The 16237-nt window shown below is 64.0% G+C and carries 14 protein-coding genes; 9 read left to right on the top strand and 5 right to left on the bottom strand.

Annotated elements, in window-relative coordinates:
* Window positions 1–89 precede the first annotated feature (89 nt).
* The 7 genes from IPP90_10920 to IPP90_10890 all read left to right on the top strand — a co-directional run bounded on the left by IPP90_10920 (window position 90) and on the right by IPP90_10890 (window position 8631).
* On the top strand, window positions 90–536 hold the full coding sequence (locus IPP90_10920; GenBank protein MBL0171224.1) for a hypothetical protein: 447 nt from the start codon (window positions 90–92) through the stop codon (window positions 534–536).
* On the top strand, window positions 503–985 hold the full coding sequence (locus IPP90_10915) for a cyanophycinase (protein MBL0171223.1): 483 nt from the start codon (window positions 503–505) through the stop codon (window positions 983–985). Before IPP90_10920 ends, IPP90_10915 begins: the two co-directional genes overlap by 34 nt.
* Window positions 982–4260 (top strand): sialidase, encoded by a 3279-nt coding sequence (locus IPP90_10910; protein MBL0171222.1) that lies wholly within the window; start codon window positions 982–984, stop codon window positions 4258–4260. The genes IPP90_10915 and IPP90_10910 overlap by 4 nt, the downstream gene beginning before the upstream one ends.
* A gap of 163 nt (window positions 4261–4423) precedes the next feature.
* Entirely contained in the window at window positions 4424–5869 is a 1446-nt protein-coding gene (locus IPP90_10905; protein MBL0171221.1) for a M28 family peptidase, read from the top strand.
* Window positions 5870–5872: 3 nt separating this feature from the next.
* Complete coding sequence (locus tag IPP90_10900; GenBank protein ID MBL0171220.1) at window positions 5873–7468, top strand: M20/M25/M40 family metallo-hydrolase; 1596 nt, start codon at window positions 5873–5875, stop codon at window positions 7466–7468.
* Between the two features lie 74 nt (window positions 7469–7542).
* Entirely contained in the window at window positions 7543–8028 is a 486-nt protein-coding gene (locus IPP90_10895) for a hypothetical protein (GenBank protein ID MBL0171219.1), read from the top strand.
* Window positions 8029–8049: 21 nt separating this feature from the next.
* Entirely contained in the window at window positions 8050–8631 is a 582-nt protein-coding gene (locus IPP90_10890) for a hypothetical protein (protein MBL0171218.1), read from the top strand.
* Between the two features lie 22 nt (window positions 8632–8653).
* On the opposite strand, the gene IPP90_10885 is transcribed toward IPP90_10890, so the two are convergent.
* Window positions 8654–9103 carry a cbb3-type cytochrome c oxidase subunit I gene (locus IPP90_10885; protein MBL0171217.1) on the bottom strand — a complete coding sequence of 150 codons (450 nt, stop codon included), beginning with the start codon at window positions 9101–9103 and terminating at the stop codon, window positions 8654–8656.
* Window positions 9104–9134: 31 nt separating this feature from the next.
* On the bottom strand, window positions 9135–9335 hold the full coding sequence (locus tag IPP90_10880; GenBank protein ID MBL0171216.1) for a DUF542 domain-containing protein: 201 nt from the start codon (window positions 9333–9335) through the stop codon (window positions 9135–9137).
* A 190-nt stretch (window positions 9336–9525) separates the two neighbouring features.
* Between IPP90_10880 and IPP90_10875 the strand changes: the two genes are divergently transcribed.
* Both IPP90_10875 and IPP90_10870 read left to right on the top strand, forming a co-directional pair.
* Window positions 9526–10608 (top strand): MBL fold metallo-hydrolase, encoded by a 1083-nt coding sequence (locus tag IPP90_10875; GenBank protein MBL0171215.1) that lies wholly within the window; start codon window positions 9526–9528, stop codon window positions 10606–10608.
* A 317-nt stretch (window positions 10609–10925) separates the two neighbouring features.
* Window positions 10926–13238, top strand: coding sequence for a hypothetical protein (locus IPP90_10870; protein MBL0171214.1), 2313 nt, complete (start codon window positions 10926–10928; stop codon window positions 13236–13238).
* A gap of 9 nt (window positions 13239–13247) precedes the next feature.
* On the opposite strand, the gene IPP90_10865 is transcribed toward IPP90_10870, so the two are convergent.
* From IPP90_10865 to IPP90_10855, 3 genes are read right to left on the bottom strand one after another with little or no spacing between them, the layout of a single operon-like run.
* Entirely contained in the window at window positions 13248–13742 is a 495-nt protein-coding gene (locus IPP90_10865; GenBank protein MBL0171213.1) for an asparaginase, read from the bottom strand.
* 1 nt (window position 13743) lies between these two features.
* Window positions 13744–15150: a cytochrome-c peroxidase gene (locus IPP90_10860; GenBank protein MBL0171212.1), complete on the bottom strand. Its 1407-nt coding sequence runs from the start codon at window positions 15148–15150 to the stop codon at window positions 13744–13746.
* Complete coding sequence (locus IPP90_10855; GenBank protein ID MBL0171211.1) at window positions 15147–16193, bottom strand: VOC family protein; 1047 nt, start codon at window positions 16191–16193, stop codon at window positions 15147–15149. The genes IPP90_10860 and IPP90_10855 overlap by 4 nt, the downstream gene beginning before the upstream one ends.
* Between the last annotated feature and the right edge of the window lie 44 nt (window positions 16194–16237).

The following is a 16237-nucleotide window of genomic DNA, read 5'->3' as shown; positions in this document are numbered from 1 at the left end:
ACAACTCGGAGCGCGGGGACGGGAAAGAACGGACTCCCAATTCTGTAGATGCCTGTCGCCAAAGGCGAGAAGGTGCCAGAATTTCCTTCATGACAAAAATCCTTTCACCCACCCGCCGGACGACGCACCAGACGTTCTATTGCGCCCTGGCCACCCTCGTCATGGCCGCCGGACTCGTTTCTCGAGCGATCGCCCAGCCGGCCCCCGAGTACGGACCGGCGAAAGGCACCCTGCTGATCGTGGGCGGCGGACAACTGGACAGCTCCGGCATCATCGAGAAGTTCATCGCGTTGGCCGGCGGCCCGAGCGCCAAGATCATCATCGTCCCCACCGCGGGCGGCAATCGCAAGCCTGACGGCACACCGATCGTATACGAGGAAGCGCCGGTCTTGGCTTCGTGGAAGAAGTACGGTCTCACGAATCTGCACATGCTGCACACCGCCGATCCCAAAGTCGCCGACACCGACGAGTTCGCGTCGATGCTTCGTGATGCAAGGGCGGTGTGGTTTGTGGGGGCCGCCAGTGGAACATTGTAGACTCATACGCGAATACACGCACCTATAAGGCCTTCCATGATGTGTTGGCCCGCGGCGGGGTGATCGGGGGCAGTTCGGCGGGTGCCACCATTCAGGGCGACTATCTGGTGCGCGGCGCCATTGCCGGCGCACAACTGATGATGGCGCCGGAGCCCGAGCATCAGCAGGCGTTTCGCTTCCTGCGCCGGTCGGCCATCGATCAGCATATCAACACGCGCAATCGCTGGAACGATCTGCAGGAAGTGATGGGGAAATTTCCGAATCTGCTGGGCATCGGGCTGAGTGAAGCTACGGCCATTGTGGTCACCGGTGACCAGTTTGAAGTGATGGGCAAGGCGCAGGTGGCGATTCACGATACGTCCCATCCGCAGCCGGCCGGTGAGAAGCCATACCTCGTGCTCAACGCTGGCGATCGCTATGACATGAAGCAACGGAGAGTGATTCGATGATTCACATCCCTCGTGTTCCTCGATTGCGATTCGAGGTGCTCGTGCTGGCCGCTGCCACGATGGTCGCACATCAGCACGCCGCGACGGCCCGGGCGCAGGCAACCCCTGCAGCGCGCCCGGCCGCCGCGCCGGTCATCGCCCCCGACATCTACCGCACGCTCCCGTGGCGTTACATCGGCCCCGAGGGCAATCGCTTCACGTCGGCGGTGGGGATCCCCGGTGATCCCTCCACCTTCTACGTGGGGTCCGCATCGGGTGGCGTCTACAAGACCACCGACGGCGGCGTGCACTGGGATGCGATTTTCGACGATCAGCCCGTGCAGTCCATCGGCTCACTCGCCGTGGCGAGAAGTGACGCGAACGTGGTGTGGGCGGGAACGGGTGAGGCCCACATCCGCAGTCACATCTCCATTGGTCAGGGCGTGTACAAGTCCCTCGACGCGGGGAAGAACTGGTCGTTGATGGGATTGGAGAAGACCGGCCGCGTGGCACGCATGGTCATCCATCCCACCAATCCCGAGATCGTGTATGCGTGCGCACTCGGGACCGCATATGGCCCGCAGCCCGAACGCGGGGTGTTCCGCTCCACCGATGGCGGTGCGACGTGGACGAAGACGCTGTTCGTCGATGAGAAGACGGGTTGCTCGGACCTGGCGATGGACCCGCGCAATCCGCGCGTGCTGTTTGCCGGCATGTGGCAGATCGAGATTCATACCTGGGGACGCACCAGCGGTGGACCCGGCAGCGGCCTGTTCATGTCGCGCGACGGTGGTGTCACGTGGAAGCGGCTGACGGGACACGGCTTGCCGACCAAACCGGTGGGCAAGGTGGCGCTGGCTATCGCGCCGTCCAATCCTGATCGCATCTATGCCATGATCGAAACCGGCGACGGGGTGCCGTGGAACGGCGAGGCCACGGAAAGCGGCCAGCTGTGGCGTTCTGATGACGGCGGCGAGAACTGGGCCATGATCAGCGCCGACCGCAATGCCATGGGACGCGCGCACTACTACTCGCGCACCGTGGTCAATTCGGACAACGAGAACGAACTGTATTTCCTGACCGCGTCGTTCGCCAAGTCCATTGACGGTGGACGCACGCTGACGACCCTCACCCGCGGTGACGCACCGGGTGGCGATCACCACGACATGTGGATTGATCCGACGAACGGCGCGCGCATGATTGTCGCCCATGATCAGGGGTTGTCCATCTCCACCAATCGCGGCAAGACCTGGTTTCGCCAACGACTCGGCAACGCGCAGATCTATCACGTCACCGTAGACAACGAGATTCCGTACAACGTGCTCGGCAACAAGCAGGACGAGCCGTCGTACCGTGGTCCCAGCAACAGTCGCCTGGAAGGTGGTGGTGGCGGCGGGATCATTCCACGGGCGATGTGGCATTCGGTAGGCGGCGGAGAAAGCGGGTGGGCCACGCCCGATCCCACCAACTCCAAGCTGATCTGGTCCACCGCGTCGGGCTCCGGCATGGTGGGCGGAATTGTCGTGCGTTTCGAGGAAGACCGCCGGCAGTTCCGCAACGTGGAGGTGTGGCCGCAGCAGTTGAACGGTGTGCCCGCCGACCACAAGTACCGCTTTGTGTGGGACGCGCCACTGCAGATCTCGCCGCATGATCACAACACCATCTACGTCGGCAGTCAGTTCGTGCACCGCACGCAGGACGGCGGGCAGAGCTGGCAGGTGATCAGCCCCGACCTCACGCTCAACGACAAGAGCCGCCAGCAAAGCTCCGGCGGTCTGACGCCGGACAATATCGGCGTGGAGTACTCGGGGGTGGTGTACGGGTTGGCCGAGTCGCCGAAGACCAAGGGTGAGATCTGGGCGGGCACCAACGACGGACAGTTGCAACTGACTCGCAACAACGGCGTGACCTGGACGAACCTCACGAAGAACATCCCGAATCTGCCGGCGTGGGGTTCGCTGCGCAGCATTGTGCCGTCGCGTCATGTGGCGGGCACCACGTATCTCACCGTGGACTTCCATCAGGAAAACAACCGTGATCCCTTCGTATACAAAACCACCGACTACGGGGCCACGTGGCGCGCCATCACCACGGGCTTGCCGCGCAACATGGTGAGTTACGCCAAGGTGATTCAGGAGGACCCGGTCAAGAGTGGACTGCTGTACCTGGGCACGGAAAGCGCCATCTATGTGTCGTTCGACGATGGCGACACGTGGCAGCCACTGCAGAACAACCTGCCGCATGCGCCAGTGTCCGGGATTGTGGTGCAGGAGCACTTCAGCGACCTGGTCATCTCCACGTACGGTCGTGGCTTCTTCATCATGGACGACATCACGCCGCTGCGCGAGTTGAACGCCGGGCTGCTGGCACGTCCGGTGAACTTCTTCGCACCGCGCGCGGCGTATCGGTTCCGTCCCATCACGGCGCCGTCGTCCACCTACGATGATCCGACGGTCGGGCAGAATCCGCGCTATGGTGCGTCGCTCACGTATTACCTCAAGGCGCCAGTGGCCGGACGCGTGACCATGACCATTGCCGACGCCAAGGGCACGGTGGTGCGAACGATGACCGGCACCAACACGGCGGGGCTCAATCGCGTGCACTGGGACCTGCGGTATGAGCCCAGCGCCGAGGTGCGACTGCTCACGAGTCCCATGTACGCGGCGCACATCGTGACGCCGCCGGAAGGTCGCGTGGCACCGGGAACGAGTCAGTTGAGTATCCTGGCGCCGCCGGGCACGTACACGGTCACGTTGCGCGCCGGCGGGGCAGAGCAGTCGCAGAAACTGGAAGTGCGCAAGGATCCCAACACCGGTGGCACCGAAGGCGATATTGCGGCGCAGACTACGGCGCTGCTGGCGCTCCGGACCTCGCTCAATGCCGCCGCCGACGCGGTGCGCCGCATCGAGTCGGTACGCTTGCAGCTTGATGCCGTGGCGCGCACGGTGGACGATGCGGCGCTCAAGAAAGCCTCCACCGATCTGGGCGCACAGCTGGTGGACGCCGAGATGAACCTGGTGGATCTGCGACAGACCGGCCAGGGCCAGGACGGTGTGCGCTTTGGATCGAAGCTGATCAGCAAGCTGGGCTATCTTGGCGGCGGCGTGTCGTCGAGCGACTTCCGTCCTACTGATAGTCAGGAGGAAGTGCGTACGCTGCTCGGCGACCAACTGCGTGAGCAACTTCGTCGCATTGATACTTTGCTGGGGACAGAGCTTGAGCGGCTCAACACCCTGCTCAAGACCCGCAGCATTCCGAACATCATCGCGCCGACACCAAAGCCCATCGGCATGTAGGTCGTCGCGCTTCCCGTTGTACTCCCTGAACGTCGAGTCGGTTTTCATGAATCAGCACAACATGCTTCGTTGTCGCATCGCACCGTGGCTTGCGGTCGCGCTTATTCCTATCTCACTGAGCGCACAGAAGGCGAAGTCGACCGGCGCCGGAATACCGGTTGGCATGTCTGCTATCCGCGAAGCCGATCTCAAACGGGATCTGTACGCGATGGCCGGTGACGGCATGCGCGGCCGCGAGGCCGGCACGGTGGACGAAATGCGGGCCTCCGTGTGGGTGGCCGAACAGCTGCGCACGATTGGCGTGAAGCCCGCCGGGCAGGACGGCAGCTACTTCCAGTGGTGGAACATGCTCGTCACCCGCGTCTCGACGGTGTCGAGCTCGGCCACCATTGCCGGCCAGACGCTTACCATGTGGAAGGACATCGTGCCGCTGGGCGCGGCGATGGCCGACGCCACCGGGCCCACGGTGTGGGTTGGGGATGGCAGCGACAGCACCATCGACGTGCGTGGAAAGATCGCGGTGGCCATGATGATGGCGCCGGCCGCGGCGTCAATTCGCACCACCACCAATTCCTACGAGCTGCGGTACACGCAAGCGGCGATCACGGCCACGACCGCGCGGCTGCAACGCCGCGGTGCGTCAGCTATCATCATCGTGGCGGACTCCACGGCCGATATCGCGCTGGTGCCGCTGGGCATCGTGCGGAAACGCGGAACACAGGACGTGATTGGCGGGGCGTCGCGCTTCGCCAACCAGGCGCCGCCCCCGACCGCGCAGGCCGTGGCGGCCGCGCCACGGAACGCGCAGACGCCGTCGTTCCTGGTGCATAGCGCGATGGCGAGCACGCTCCGTGGCGCCTCGGTGAACGCCGAGCTGCATGTTCGTCTGGAGCGCTTCGAGACTCCGTCCACGAATGTGGTGGGCATCATCCGCGGCACCGATCCCAAGTTGCGCGACGAGTACGTGCTGTACAGTTCGCATCAGGATCACGACGGCGTGCGGTATTTCATCGGTGGCGACTCCGTGTGGGCCGGCGCCGATGACAACGGATCGGTCAGTGTGGCAGTACTGGCCGCCGCGCGCGCCTTCGTGAAGCAGCCGCCCAAGCGGTCCATCCTGATTGTGTTTCACGGCGCGGAAGAACGCGGACTGCTGGGTTCACGCTATCATGCCGCGCATCCGGTGGTGCCATTGGCCAGCATCGTCGCCGTGCTCAACGGTGACATGATCGGGCGCAATCATCCTGACTCGGCCAGCTTGCTGGGTATTCAACCGCCTCACCGGAATTCGAGTGAGCTGGTGGAGATGGCGCTCAAGGCCAACGATCTGACGGGCAAGTTCAAGCTTGATTCCATCTGGGATCGGCCCACGCACCCGGAAGGCTGGTACTTCCGCAGCGATCACGTGCCGTATGCGAGACTCAACGTCCCGTCCATCGAGTATTCCACGAACCTGCATCCCGACTATCACACGCCACGCGACAAGCCGTCGGCCATTGACTATCCGAAGCTCACGCGCATGACGCAGTGGATGTATCTGACCGGGTGGTTCGTGGCGAATGCGCCCAAGCGACCGGCGATCGATCCCGGCTTCAAGCTGGAGCGATAGGCCATGCAAATCGCGCTTGGACGTCCGGGTCGCCTGCTGATTGCGTCCGCGCTCCTGTTGACCACGGCCGCCGCGGTTGCTGATGCGCAGGCGACCGCACCGACCGGTGCGGCCGCGCGCTCCGCCGCACGTGTGTATCGGGAACAACACGAGGGCGCGATTCTTACCGAGTTCGCGGAGATGCTGTCGCTGCCCAACCTGGCGAGTGACTCGGTGGGCATTTGGCGCAACGCCAATCACCTGTTGGACCTGCTGAACAAGCGTGGCTTCACCAATCGTCGGCTGTTGACGGTTCCTGGCGGTCCGCCGGCGGTGTACGCTGAGCTGCCAACGCCCGGCGCCACGCGCACCCTGGTGCTGTACGCGCACTACGATGGACAGCCCGTGGACGTGAAGCAGTGGAGCACGCCACCCTGGTCGCCGGTCTTGCGCACGGCCGAGGTGAAGTCGGGTGGCAAGGTGATTCCGATTCCGACCGGTAATGGTCGTGTGAATGGCGAGGCGCGCATTTATGGACGCGGGGCCGGTGACGACAAGGGTTCGATCATGGCCATTCTCGCGGCCATTGATGCCATGCGGGCCTCGAAGCTGTCGGCGTCGGTGAATCTCAAGGTGTTCTTTGAAGGGGAAGAGGAAGCGGGTTCCGAACATCTGGAGCAGATCCTCACCACCTACAAATCGCAACTGACGGCCGATGGATGGCTGTTTTGCGATGGGCCCGTGCATCAAAGCGGTCGGCAGCAACTGTCGTTCGGGCAGCGCGGCGTGATCGGACTGGAGCTCACGGTGTTCGGGCCCACGCGTCCCATGCACAGCGGGCACTACGGAAACTGGGCGCCCAATCCCGGTGCCCTGATTGCCAATCTCATTGCCAGCATGCGCGATGATGATGGGCGTATCAAGGTGGCCGGCTACTACGACGACGTGAAACCGATTTCAGCGGCCGAACGCACCGCGATTGCGCAACTGCCAAAGTATGACTCGACGCTGCGCGTGGCGTTGGGACTCGCGCGCACGGAAGCGAACAACGCGCTGCTGGCGGAGCGCATCATGTCACCCGCATTCAATGTGCGCGGCATTCGCGTTGGCGGCGTTCGCGAAACGGGATCCAACACGATCGCCAGCGAGGCCTACGCGTCGTTTGATTTGCGACTCGTGCCCGCGCAGGACCCGGCGCGCGTGCGCCGTATTGTGGAAGCGCACGTGCGTGCGCAGGGGTACTTCGTGACGAGGGACAGCGTCACGGACGCGATGCGGTTGGCGCATGCCCGTGTGGCCCGCATGGAGTGGGGCGGGGGCTATCCGGCCACGCGCGTGGCGATGGACGGCCCGTTCGGGAAGGCGCTCATCGGGGTGTTGAGTGACGGTGCGAAGGTATCGCCACTGGTGGCGCCAACCACTGGTGGCAGCGGTCCGACGTACTTGTTTGAGAAGGTGCTGGGCGCACCAATGATCTCGTTGCCCATCGCCAACTACGACGACAACCAGCATGCCGCCGACGAGAACCTGCGCGTGCAGAATCTGTGGGACGGTATTGAGTTGTATGCGGCGTTGTTGACGGGGATGGGGAAGGCGTGGGGGACACGGCCGGTGCCGTGAGGGGAGACTGGAGACTGGAGACGGGAGACGGGAGACTCGCGTCTCCCGTCTGTGTTTCCGCTACTATTCCCCCCATGTACGCCACCTGCCTGTTCTGCAACAGCGCCTTGGGCCGCAATGAATCAATTGAGCACTTTCCGGTAGGACGGCGATTGGCGTTCGACGCGGCGAAGGGACGGTTGTGGGTGGTCTGTCCGCGGTGCTCGCGGTGGAACTTGACGCCGTTGGACGCGCGCTGGGAGGCCATCGAGGAGGCAGAGCGCGCCTATCGCGATACCAAGTTGCGTGCAGCGACGGACAATGTGGGACTGGCCAGGCTTCGTGAAGGGACAGAATTGGTGCGCATTGGGAGGCCGATGCTGCCGGAATTTGCGGCGTGGCGCTACGGCAATGTCTTTGGCAGGCGCCGTATCAAAGCGCAGGTCGGCACTGGCGCCTCAGTTGCCGTGGTACTCGCGTACTACGGCACAACCCTTGGAGGAGCAACCGCGCTTGGGCTCAGCGCCGCGACGGTCGGACTCGCGGGGGCCTCTACAGTTTTTGGATGCTTGCGCAGTTAGGGTACTCCGGCCCAACGCCGGGTGCTTGTTCGCGGAGACGATCATCGCATACGGCGACTGACGAACGCCGATGCGGCACGAAGTGAACTCATCCAGCATGCCGACCTCATGTCATGGTCGCTCCGGGTGTATCACAGGCGGCGTTTCGGAAAGGGCCGAGTATGGCAGAGCTTTACGACAGGTCGCCTTGATGACATGGATGCCACAAGTCTGGAACTCACTGGTGATCTCGCACGACGAGCGTTCGCCGCAATCATCCCGGCGGTGAATCAGGCCGGCGCCACCAAAGCAGAAGTCCGCGACGCCGTCGAGCTTGTGGTGTCGGGCGCTGCTGACCCGGTGGCGTCGCTGGTGGCTGGAGTGACAGGGGCGCATTCCCGCATGCTGACAGGCGGAGTGTTCACACTGCAGTCCATCGCCCCCGCACAGCGGTTGGCCCTGGAGATGTCCCTCCACGAAGCCGACGAGCGCGCTGCACTCGAGGGCGAGCTCCACGTGCTGGAAGCGCGCTGGCGCGAAGCGGAAGAGATTGCAGCCATCAGTGACGGGATGTTCCTGCCGTCCGACATCGACGAACGGCTGGATCGGCTTCGCGGTCGGTAACCACACCCAATCCGGCGGCGACCTATCCGGAAACCGGAAGCGCTCTGCCCGATCCGCTGTTCTGGCGCGGTTTGGGCCCGGTGCCGTCGATGGTGCGCCAGAGATTGTAAATGAACAGGAACGAGCCGGTGGCGGCGAACAGCGCCCCAATTCCAAGGACGACGCGCGAAGCCGCTGGCACATGCGGCGCACACAGGAATCCGCCAACCAGCAACACCAGGCCGACGTTGGCGCTCCACCAGTGCACGCCCGCCATTCTGGGGCTATGCAGCGGATGGCCGGTGAATCGCGGAATCACGTGATAGGCGACGCCGAAGATCACCATGGATACGAATCCCAGCAGGTTGAGGTGCACGTGCGCGGGCCGGTAGATGATCGCGCCCGGGACGAGCGCCATCCAGGTGCCCATGACAATGCCCAGGCCGAGCGACACGAGTGCGCTCTTGAGGAACAGGCGGGAGAACCAATCCATATGACGTGACTATGGCGTGACGACGATCGGGCTATGACAGGGCGCGGATATCGCGCAGCACGTCGTCGAGTACGAGCCCGTGCTTCTCGCACACGAGTGCCAGCGTCTTGGCACCACCGCAGCAACTGTCCAGCCCATAGCGGTTGAAGACTTCCAGGGCGCGGGGCTGTATGGCGGCAATCTCGTTCAGCGAGAGGTCGCCGGTGAGGCGCGTGTCGGTCGTGGCAGGCATTGGGAATGCTCCAGGGAGGGTCGCCGTGAATGGCGACACTTGATACTCGTATGCGGTATACCAGATAGCAGTCAGGGATTCTCCGGCAGCGCGGCACGCAGCGCATGCCCCGTGTTCATCGCATATTGAGGCCTGCAGGTCCCCTGGCGACCGGCTCCCCGGCGCCAGCACATTCGGAGAGGCCCACCCCGTGACGCATCGCGCACTCCACGCAACCAAGCGACTCCTCGGCGGCGCACTGCTTGCGTCCTTGTTCGCGGCGGTCCCTCCCGCGGCCAACGCCGCCTCGAGAACGCTCGACATCTACTTCATCGACGTCGAGGGCGGACAGGCGACGCTGATCGTCACGCCGGCCGGCGAGTCGTTGCTGATCGACGCGGGATTTCCCAATGAAGGGACCTTTGCGTCCAAGCCTGGCGATCCTACCGAGGCGCGCGATCCGCAACGCATCCTTGCGGCCGCGCACGATGCCGGCATCAATCGCATCGACTACCTGATGATCACGCACTTTCATGGTGACCATGTTGGCGGGGTGGTCGAGTTGTCGCAGTTGCTGCCCATTCGCGCCTTCATCGACCACGAGGCGCCGCTGCCCGAGGCCGAGGCGGCCGTGTCCGGCACCCAGTTGCTGTACAACGCGTATCTCACGCGGCGTGCGCGTGCCACGCATCTGCAGCCCAAACCCGGTGATCGGTTGCCGCTCAAGGGCATCGACGCCATCATCGTGTCGGCCGCCGGACAGACACTCACGTCGCCGCTCAAGGGGGCAGGCGCCGTGAACGCGTCGTGCGCGGGCACCGGATTGCCGGCGCAGGAGCACACCGAGAACCCGCGCTCCACCGGCGTCCGTCTCGCCTTCGGGAAGTTCCGGTTCCTCGATGTGGGCGACCTCACCGGCCCACCGCTTTTCGCGTTGACCTGTCCGCGCAATCTCGTCGGCGAGTCCGATGTCTACCTGGTTGCGCATCATGGAGGTCTTGATGCCGCCGATGCCGCGATGTTCAAGGCGGTGAACCCGCTCGTGGCCGTCATCAACAACGGTCCGCTCAAGGGCGGCAGCGCCCAGACAATGGCCACGCTGCATCAGTTGCCGGCGATTGACACGTGGCAGCTGCATCGCTCGCTGATGCCCGGCGTGTTGAACATGCCCGACGCGCGTGTTGTCAACGTCGACGAAAGCACCAGTGCGTGGATCAAGCTATCCGCGAAGGCCGATGGATCATTTACGGTGACGAATGGGCGGACGGGCGACACGAAGGCCTATCACCGCTGAGGTGTGAGCGCAGAGGGGCTGGAGGGGTGAGCAGCGGAAGCGTTGAGCGCCAGAGGGGCCGGCCGGCGAGGGCAGGACCGGGTTCTACGCTCACCGGCTGGCCCCTCTCGCGCTCAACGCTTCGGTTGCTCACCCCTAAGCCCCTCATCGCTCCACCCGCTCCCGTTAGAACCCGGTCGTGGCGCACTGAGCGTATGCGCAATGCGACTGCCGCAACCGTCTTCTGCGATACCACAGCGACTGGCCGACGTTCCCGTGCGGCTGCATTTTGGACCGAGCGTTTCGAATCCCACGCCATCCCGAGCGAAGGACGCCGTATGCCCGTCATGCCAGATTGCCGCACCGTGGTCGCGCTGCTGCTCACCGCCGCCACAATCGCCAGCACGCCCGCGCAGGCGCAGAAGCGCACCACGGGCGCCATCCCGTCGCCGGCCAGCATCCTGGGATGGGAGCCCGGCACCGACCGCAAGCTGCCGTCGTGGAAGCAAGTTACCGACTACTTCGCCGCCCTCGACAAGGCCAGTCCGCGTGTTTCGGTGCGTACCCTGGGCCAGACCACACTCGGTCGGCCGTTCATCGTGGCGTTCATCAGCCATCCGGCCACGTTGGCCAGTCTTCCCAAATATCAGCGCATTCAACGCCAATTGATGGACCCGCGCCAGCGCACCGCCGCCACGCGCGCCTCGCTCATCGCGCAGGGCAAAAACGTCATCCTGATCACCTCCAGCATTCACTCCACCGAAGTGGGGGGATTCCTCACGCCACTGGTGGTGGCCGATCGCCTGGCTCGTGCGGACACGCCCGAGGCGCGCGAGGTACTTGCCAACACGATCATCATGCTGGTGCCCAGTCAGAATCCCGATGGCGTGGATATCGTGGGCGACTGGTATCGCAGCAGCATCGGAACACCCTACGAGGGCAGCAACCCGCCGGCGTTGTATCACTACTACACCGGTCACGACAACAACCGGGACTGGTATGCGTTCACCCAGAAGGAAACGCGGTACACGGTCGACTCGCTCTACACGCCGTGGGATCCGCAAATCGTCAACGACGTGCACCAGCAGGGCGGCGGGGCGGGCCGCATCTTCATCCCGCCGTACATGGATCCACTCGAGCCCAATATCGATCCGGTGCTCACGGCTAGCACGAATGCACTGGGCATGGCGATGTCGTGGCGCATGATCGCGGAAGGCAAGACCGGCGTGGCCACCAACGCCGCCTACGATCAATGGTCGCCGGCCCGCCAATATTCATTGAATCATCGGGGCGCGCGCATTCTGACCGAAACGGCCAGCGCACGACTCGCCTCGCCGGTGGACATGCCGTTTGCGCAACTCGGTACCGGTCGCGGGTACGACGCCCGCGAATCGACGTGGAACTATCCGGCCATCTGGCCCGGTGGGCGGTGGGGGATTGGCGACATTGTGTCGTATCAGGTGAGCGCCACATGGGCACTGTTGGTGGAAGCGGCCCGCAACCGTATCGGCTGGCTGGAGAGTTATGCGGCGCTTGGTGATCGTGCGATGGCGGCCGAACATCCGTGGACCACGACCGCGGTGCCAACGGCGTATGTGATCCCCAAGGCGCAGCGCGACCCGGCAGCCCTGACCCGGATGCTCTGGACGCTGCAGCACGGTCAGGTGGACGTCTACCATAGCATTCCTGACGGCAACTATGTCGTGCCGATGGCGCAGCCGTTTGGTTCGTACGCCAAGGCACTGTTGGAGCGCCAGAAATATCCCAACCTGCAGGAGTATCCCGGCGGGCCGCCCAAGCGCCCGTACGACGTCACGGCGCACACGCTGCCGTTGCTCTTTGGCGTGGACGCGCAACCGCTCACCACTGCGGGACTGCAATTGGGCACATTGGTGACGCCGGTGGCCGAACCCGTGTACAACGTGGCGGGACTCAGCGGGACCAACCGCAAGCGCATCGCGATCTATCAGAGCTACAATGCCAGCATGGACGAAGGGTGGACGCGGTGGGTGTTTGACGCCAGTCGCATTCCATTCACCACCGTGCACGATAAGGACGTTCGCGGCGGCGGGCTGCGCGCGAAGTTCGATGCGATCATTCTGCCGGAACAAAGTGCGGTGCAGCTGCGTCGCGGATTCGGCGCGCCGTATCCGGACTCGTTACGCGGCGGACTGGGGGATTCGGGCGCCGAGGCACTGAAGGAGTTCGTAAACGCCGGCGGCACGTTGCTCGCTTTCAACGATGCCAGCGAGTATGCCATTGAGACCTTTGCGTTGCCGGTGAAGAATGTGCTGGCGGGTGTGAAGAACTCCGACTTCTATGCGCCGGGTTCGCTGCTGGGTGTCGAGGTGGACCGCAATCACCCGCTGGCCTCCATGTTCACCGCGCCAGTGCCGGCATTCTGGTTTGAAGACAGTCCCGCATTCGACATTACTGATGGTTCGCGCGCATCCGCCGTGGCGCGATACCAGTCGGCGGGCGATCCATTACTGTCGGGGTGGCTGCTGGGCGGCGCGCGCCTCAACGGCAAGGCGGCCATGGTCGATGCGGCAGTCGGGACGGGGCATGTGGTGCTATACGGATTTCGTCCACAGTACCGGGCGCAGAGCAATGCCACGTGGCCGTTGATCTGGAGCGCGCTGCTGCGGTAGGCGCGGCGGTTACACGCCGGCGATGGCCTCGAACACACCAATCTCCCGGTTCTTGCGCACATTGTCCCAAGCGAAGCAGCGCCCGTTCATCGCCACGTACACCCCCGGCGCCAACGCCTGCACGAATGACAGCGCACTGCCCAGATTGAACAGGCCGTCCGAACTGCCGAACGCGTAGGGAACCATCGCGCCGGTCAGCACGATGGTCTTGGCCGACACGCCGGCCGCGAGCGCGCGCGCGGTCTCCACCATGGTGTCCGTGCCGTGGGTAATCACGATCTGTGACTCGGCGCAGGCGCGGCTCGCGTCGATGACGGCCGCCCGGTCTGCAGGCGTCATGTCGAGACTGTCCAGCATCATGAGCTCCTGCACGGCGACATCCAGGTGACAACGCCCGCGTCGCAGCATCTCCTCGACGTGTGAGTGGAGGAAATACAGCGCGCCGTGCAGCTCGTCGTACTCCTTGTCGAACGTGCCGCCGGTGACGAAGATGCGAACCGTCATGTCAGTGCGGAAACGGGTTGCTGAAGCGCGGGTCGGCCAGGAACGCGCGATCGGTGAGCGTGTGGAGAAACGCCACAAGCGCCAGTTTCTGTGACGAGGCGAGATGCAACCGTCGCGGTGATCCATCGGGCGCACGCAGCCGATGATCGAGATCGGGGTTGTCCTGGACGCCGGCGTCATAGAAATCGATAACGGCTTCGAGCGTGCGGAACCGTCCGTCGTGCATGTAGGGCGGACGCTGCACGACGTTGCGAAGCGATGGAGACTTGAGCCGACCCTGTCCCGCGCCGTGGTCGAGATTGGTGGCATCGAGACCATTGTTGCGTGCGGCGTCGCTCACCACCGCATACGACTCATGACAACTCCGGCAGCCGGTCGCCTCAAAGAGGATCTGGCCCTCCACCTCCTGCGACGAAAACGTGGTGGTTCCTGCCAGCAGACTGTCGATCTTGCTGTTGGTTGTCTTGAGGGCCCGTACGAATTGGGCGAGTGCCCGCGCCGTGCGATCCGCCGTGATGGCGCTGTCACCGAACGCCGCGGCGTACAGGGGTGCGTAGTATCGCGCCATCCGCAGCTTGGGCACCAGCACGTCGGGTGGCAGTCCCATCTCGCTGGCATCAAACACCGGCTGCAGGGCAAGGTCTTCGAGTGTCGCGGCGCGTTCGTCGCGGAAGAAACGCGCCGGCCCGTAGAATCGCACGTTGGTGAGTGGCATGGAGTGGCGACGTGTGGGCGCGCCCGACACGCCGATGCTGAACCGTGCCGTATCTGAGAAGGAGAACTGCTGCTGATGACACGAGGCGCAGGCCACCTGATCGTTGACTGACAAGCGGCGATCGTAGAACAACACGCGTCCCAGCGCGGCGCCCGCATCGGTCACGCGGTTGGCCGCAGTCATATTGTCGATGCGAACCACCTGCGGCGAGTTGGCGATGGCAGGTGGTAGCGGCGCCGATTCGTCGGCGTAGGCATAGGGCGTGGCTGGCAGCCGTGGTTCCGGGAGGTCCGCGCGCTGTGCAATAATCGGGAAGCGGGCCTCGGCGCTCTGCTGATTCACGTCGGTGGCGGTGACGGTCGCCGTGATCACCGAGACCGCATTCGGGACGCCGGTGATTTCCATCCCCGAAACCGCGAGTCCGGTGGCCTTCGGTGTGAGCGTGATGCGATAGGTCAGGCCGGCCCCCGGCGGATCGCTGAAACGAATTCTGCTCTGGGCGAGATTGAACGTGAACGGGCGACCAACCGTGGCCGCCTGCGCGTCTTCGGACATCAGCACGGTCACGGCGGCTGGCGTCGCGGGAGCGGACGGCTCGGTTCCCACCACGACCTTCGCGGCGTCACTACAGGCAACGAGGCCTGCCAGAGCGATCGTCGAGCCAAAGGTGCGACGCACGGGATTCACCGTCATTTGATGTTGGGTCGTCTCGGATTGACCGCGATGGCCAGATTCAGTCGGGTGTCGTGTGTATTGTAGCTGATCTGCAGGTTGTAGCCATTGGGCGTGGTGGTGTGATAACTCTTGTACTGTGCCACGTGGATTTCCGCGCCGTCGGACGTGTCGATACTCCACGTCAGTCCACGCTTCTCAAGCTCCGCCTTCACCGCGTCCGTGTCCCACGGCGAAATGCCGAACGAAATGTGATCGATGCGCCCGCCGGCCCGACCACCGGGCTGGCCAAACGCCGGATCGAGCGGGTTGCCGCCGCGAATGATGATGTCGCCGACATCACCGATCATGAGCTCGTTCTGGCTCCCTTCGTCGTAGGTAGGCCCCCATCCCAGCAGGTTGGTGTAGAACGAAACGCTGGCCTTGTAGTTCGTGGCCCCGAACGAGAGATGGTCCAGCCAGACCGTCTTCCATCCGGTCGCTTCAAAGGGGGGTGGAACCGGCATGGTCGATTTCGACGCGATACGGCGCGCGCTGGTGTAACCCTTCCCGTTGCCGATCTGCAGGTCAAAGCCGTCGGGATCCTTCACGTGAAAGCTCTCGAATCCTTTGCCGTCATTGTCGGCAATGGGAGTCAGCCCGCGTTTCCTCAGCTCGGCGTCCACGGTCTTTGCGTTCCACGGTTCGATGTCGAAGCCGAATCCGTCAACGACGGCGTGCACCGGCGCCGCGGCGGCATTGCGGCGCGTGGGAGTGGCCGGGAATGATTCCGCCGGCGCCCGATTGAACACCACGGTGCCCCAGTCGCCCATGTCCATCACCACCCGCGCGTTGCTGCTGCTGCGCATCGCCCAGCCCATGAGCGCGGCGTAGAATGCCGCTTCCTTCTGCGGGTCCACCACGCGGAACGAGATGTGGTTCAAGGCGGTGGTGCGCCACCCCGTGCGTTCGAACACCGGCGCAATGGGATCGGTGTTGCAGGCGGGCGTTCCGTACGCGCGGATGCAGCGTCCCTGACCAAGTGCGACCGCGGGCAACCCTACGATCGCCCCGACCATCGCCATGTGAAGCGCGAATCGCCGTTTGGCTGGATGGTGTTTTCTCATGT

The sequence above is a fragment of the Gemmatimonadaceae bacterium genome (assembly GCA_016720905.1).
Lineage (GTDB): Bacteria > Gemmatimonadota > Gemmatimonadetes > Gemmatimonadales > Gemmatimonadaceae > Gemmatimonas.
The sequence above is the reverse complement of the archived record's forward strand: the minus strand, read 5'-3'. Positions and strand labels throughout refer to the sequence as shown.

Bases quoted from the DNA above. Each gene is read 5' to 3' on its own strand.
- IPP90_10885 (MBL0171217.1), bottom strand. From the start codon at position 9,103: ATGGATTGGTTCTCCCGCCTGTTCCTCAAGAGCGCACTCGTGTCGCTC.
- IPP90_10865 (MBL0171213.1), bottom strand. From the start codon at position 13,742: ATGACGGTTCGCATCTTCGTCACCGGCGGCACGTTCGACAAGGAGTAC.
- IPP90_10860 (MBL0171212.1), bottom strand. From the start codon at position 15,150: ATGACGGTGAATCCCGTGCGTCGCACCTTTGGCTCGACGATCGCTCTG.
- IPP90_10870 (MBL0171214.1), top strand. From the start codon at position 10,926: ATGCCCGTCATGCCAGATTGCCGCACCGTGGTCGCGCTGCTGCTCACC.
- IPP90_10895 (MBL0171219.1), top strand. From the start codon at position 7,543: ATGTACGCCACCTGCCTGTTCTGCAACAGCGCCTTGGGCCGCAATGAA.
- IPP90_10905 (MBL0171221.1), top strand. From the start codon at position 4,424: ATGTCTGCTATCCGCGAAGCCGATCTCAAACGGGATCTGTACGCGATG.
- IPP90_10900 (MBL0171220.1), top strand. From the start codon at position 5,873: ATGCAAATCGCGCTTGGACGTCCGGGTCGCCTGCTGATTGCGTCCGCG.
- IPP90_10880 (MBL0171216.1), bottom strand. From the start codon at position 9,335: ATGCCTGCCACGACCGACACGCGCCTCACCGGCGACCTCTCGCTGAAC.
- IPP90_10910 (MBL0171222.1), top strand. From the start codon at position 982: ATGATTCACATCCCTCGTGTTCCTCGATTGCGATTCGAGGTGCTCGTG.
- IPP90_10920 (MBL0171224.1), top strand. From the start codon at position 90: ATGACAAAAATCCTTTCACCCACCCGCCGGACGACGCACCAGACGTTC.
- IPP90_10855 (MBL0171211.1), bottom strand. From the start codon at position 16,193: ATGGCGATGGTCGGGGCGATCGTAGGGTTGCCCGCGGTCGCACTTGGT.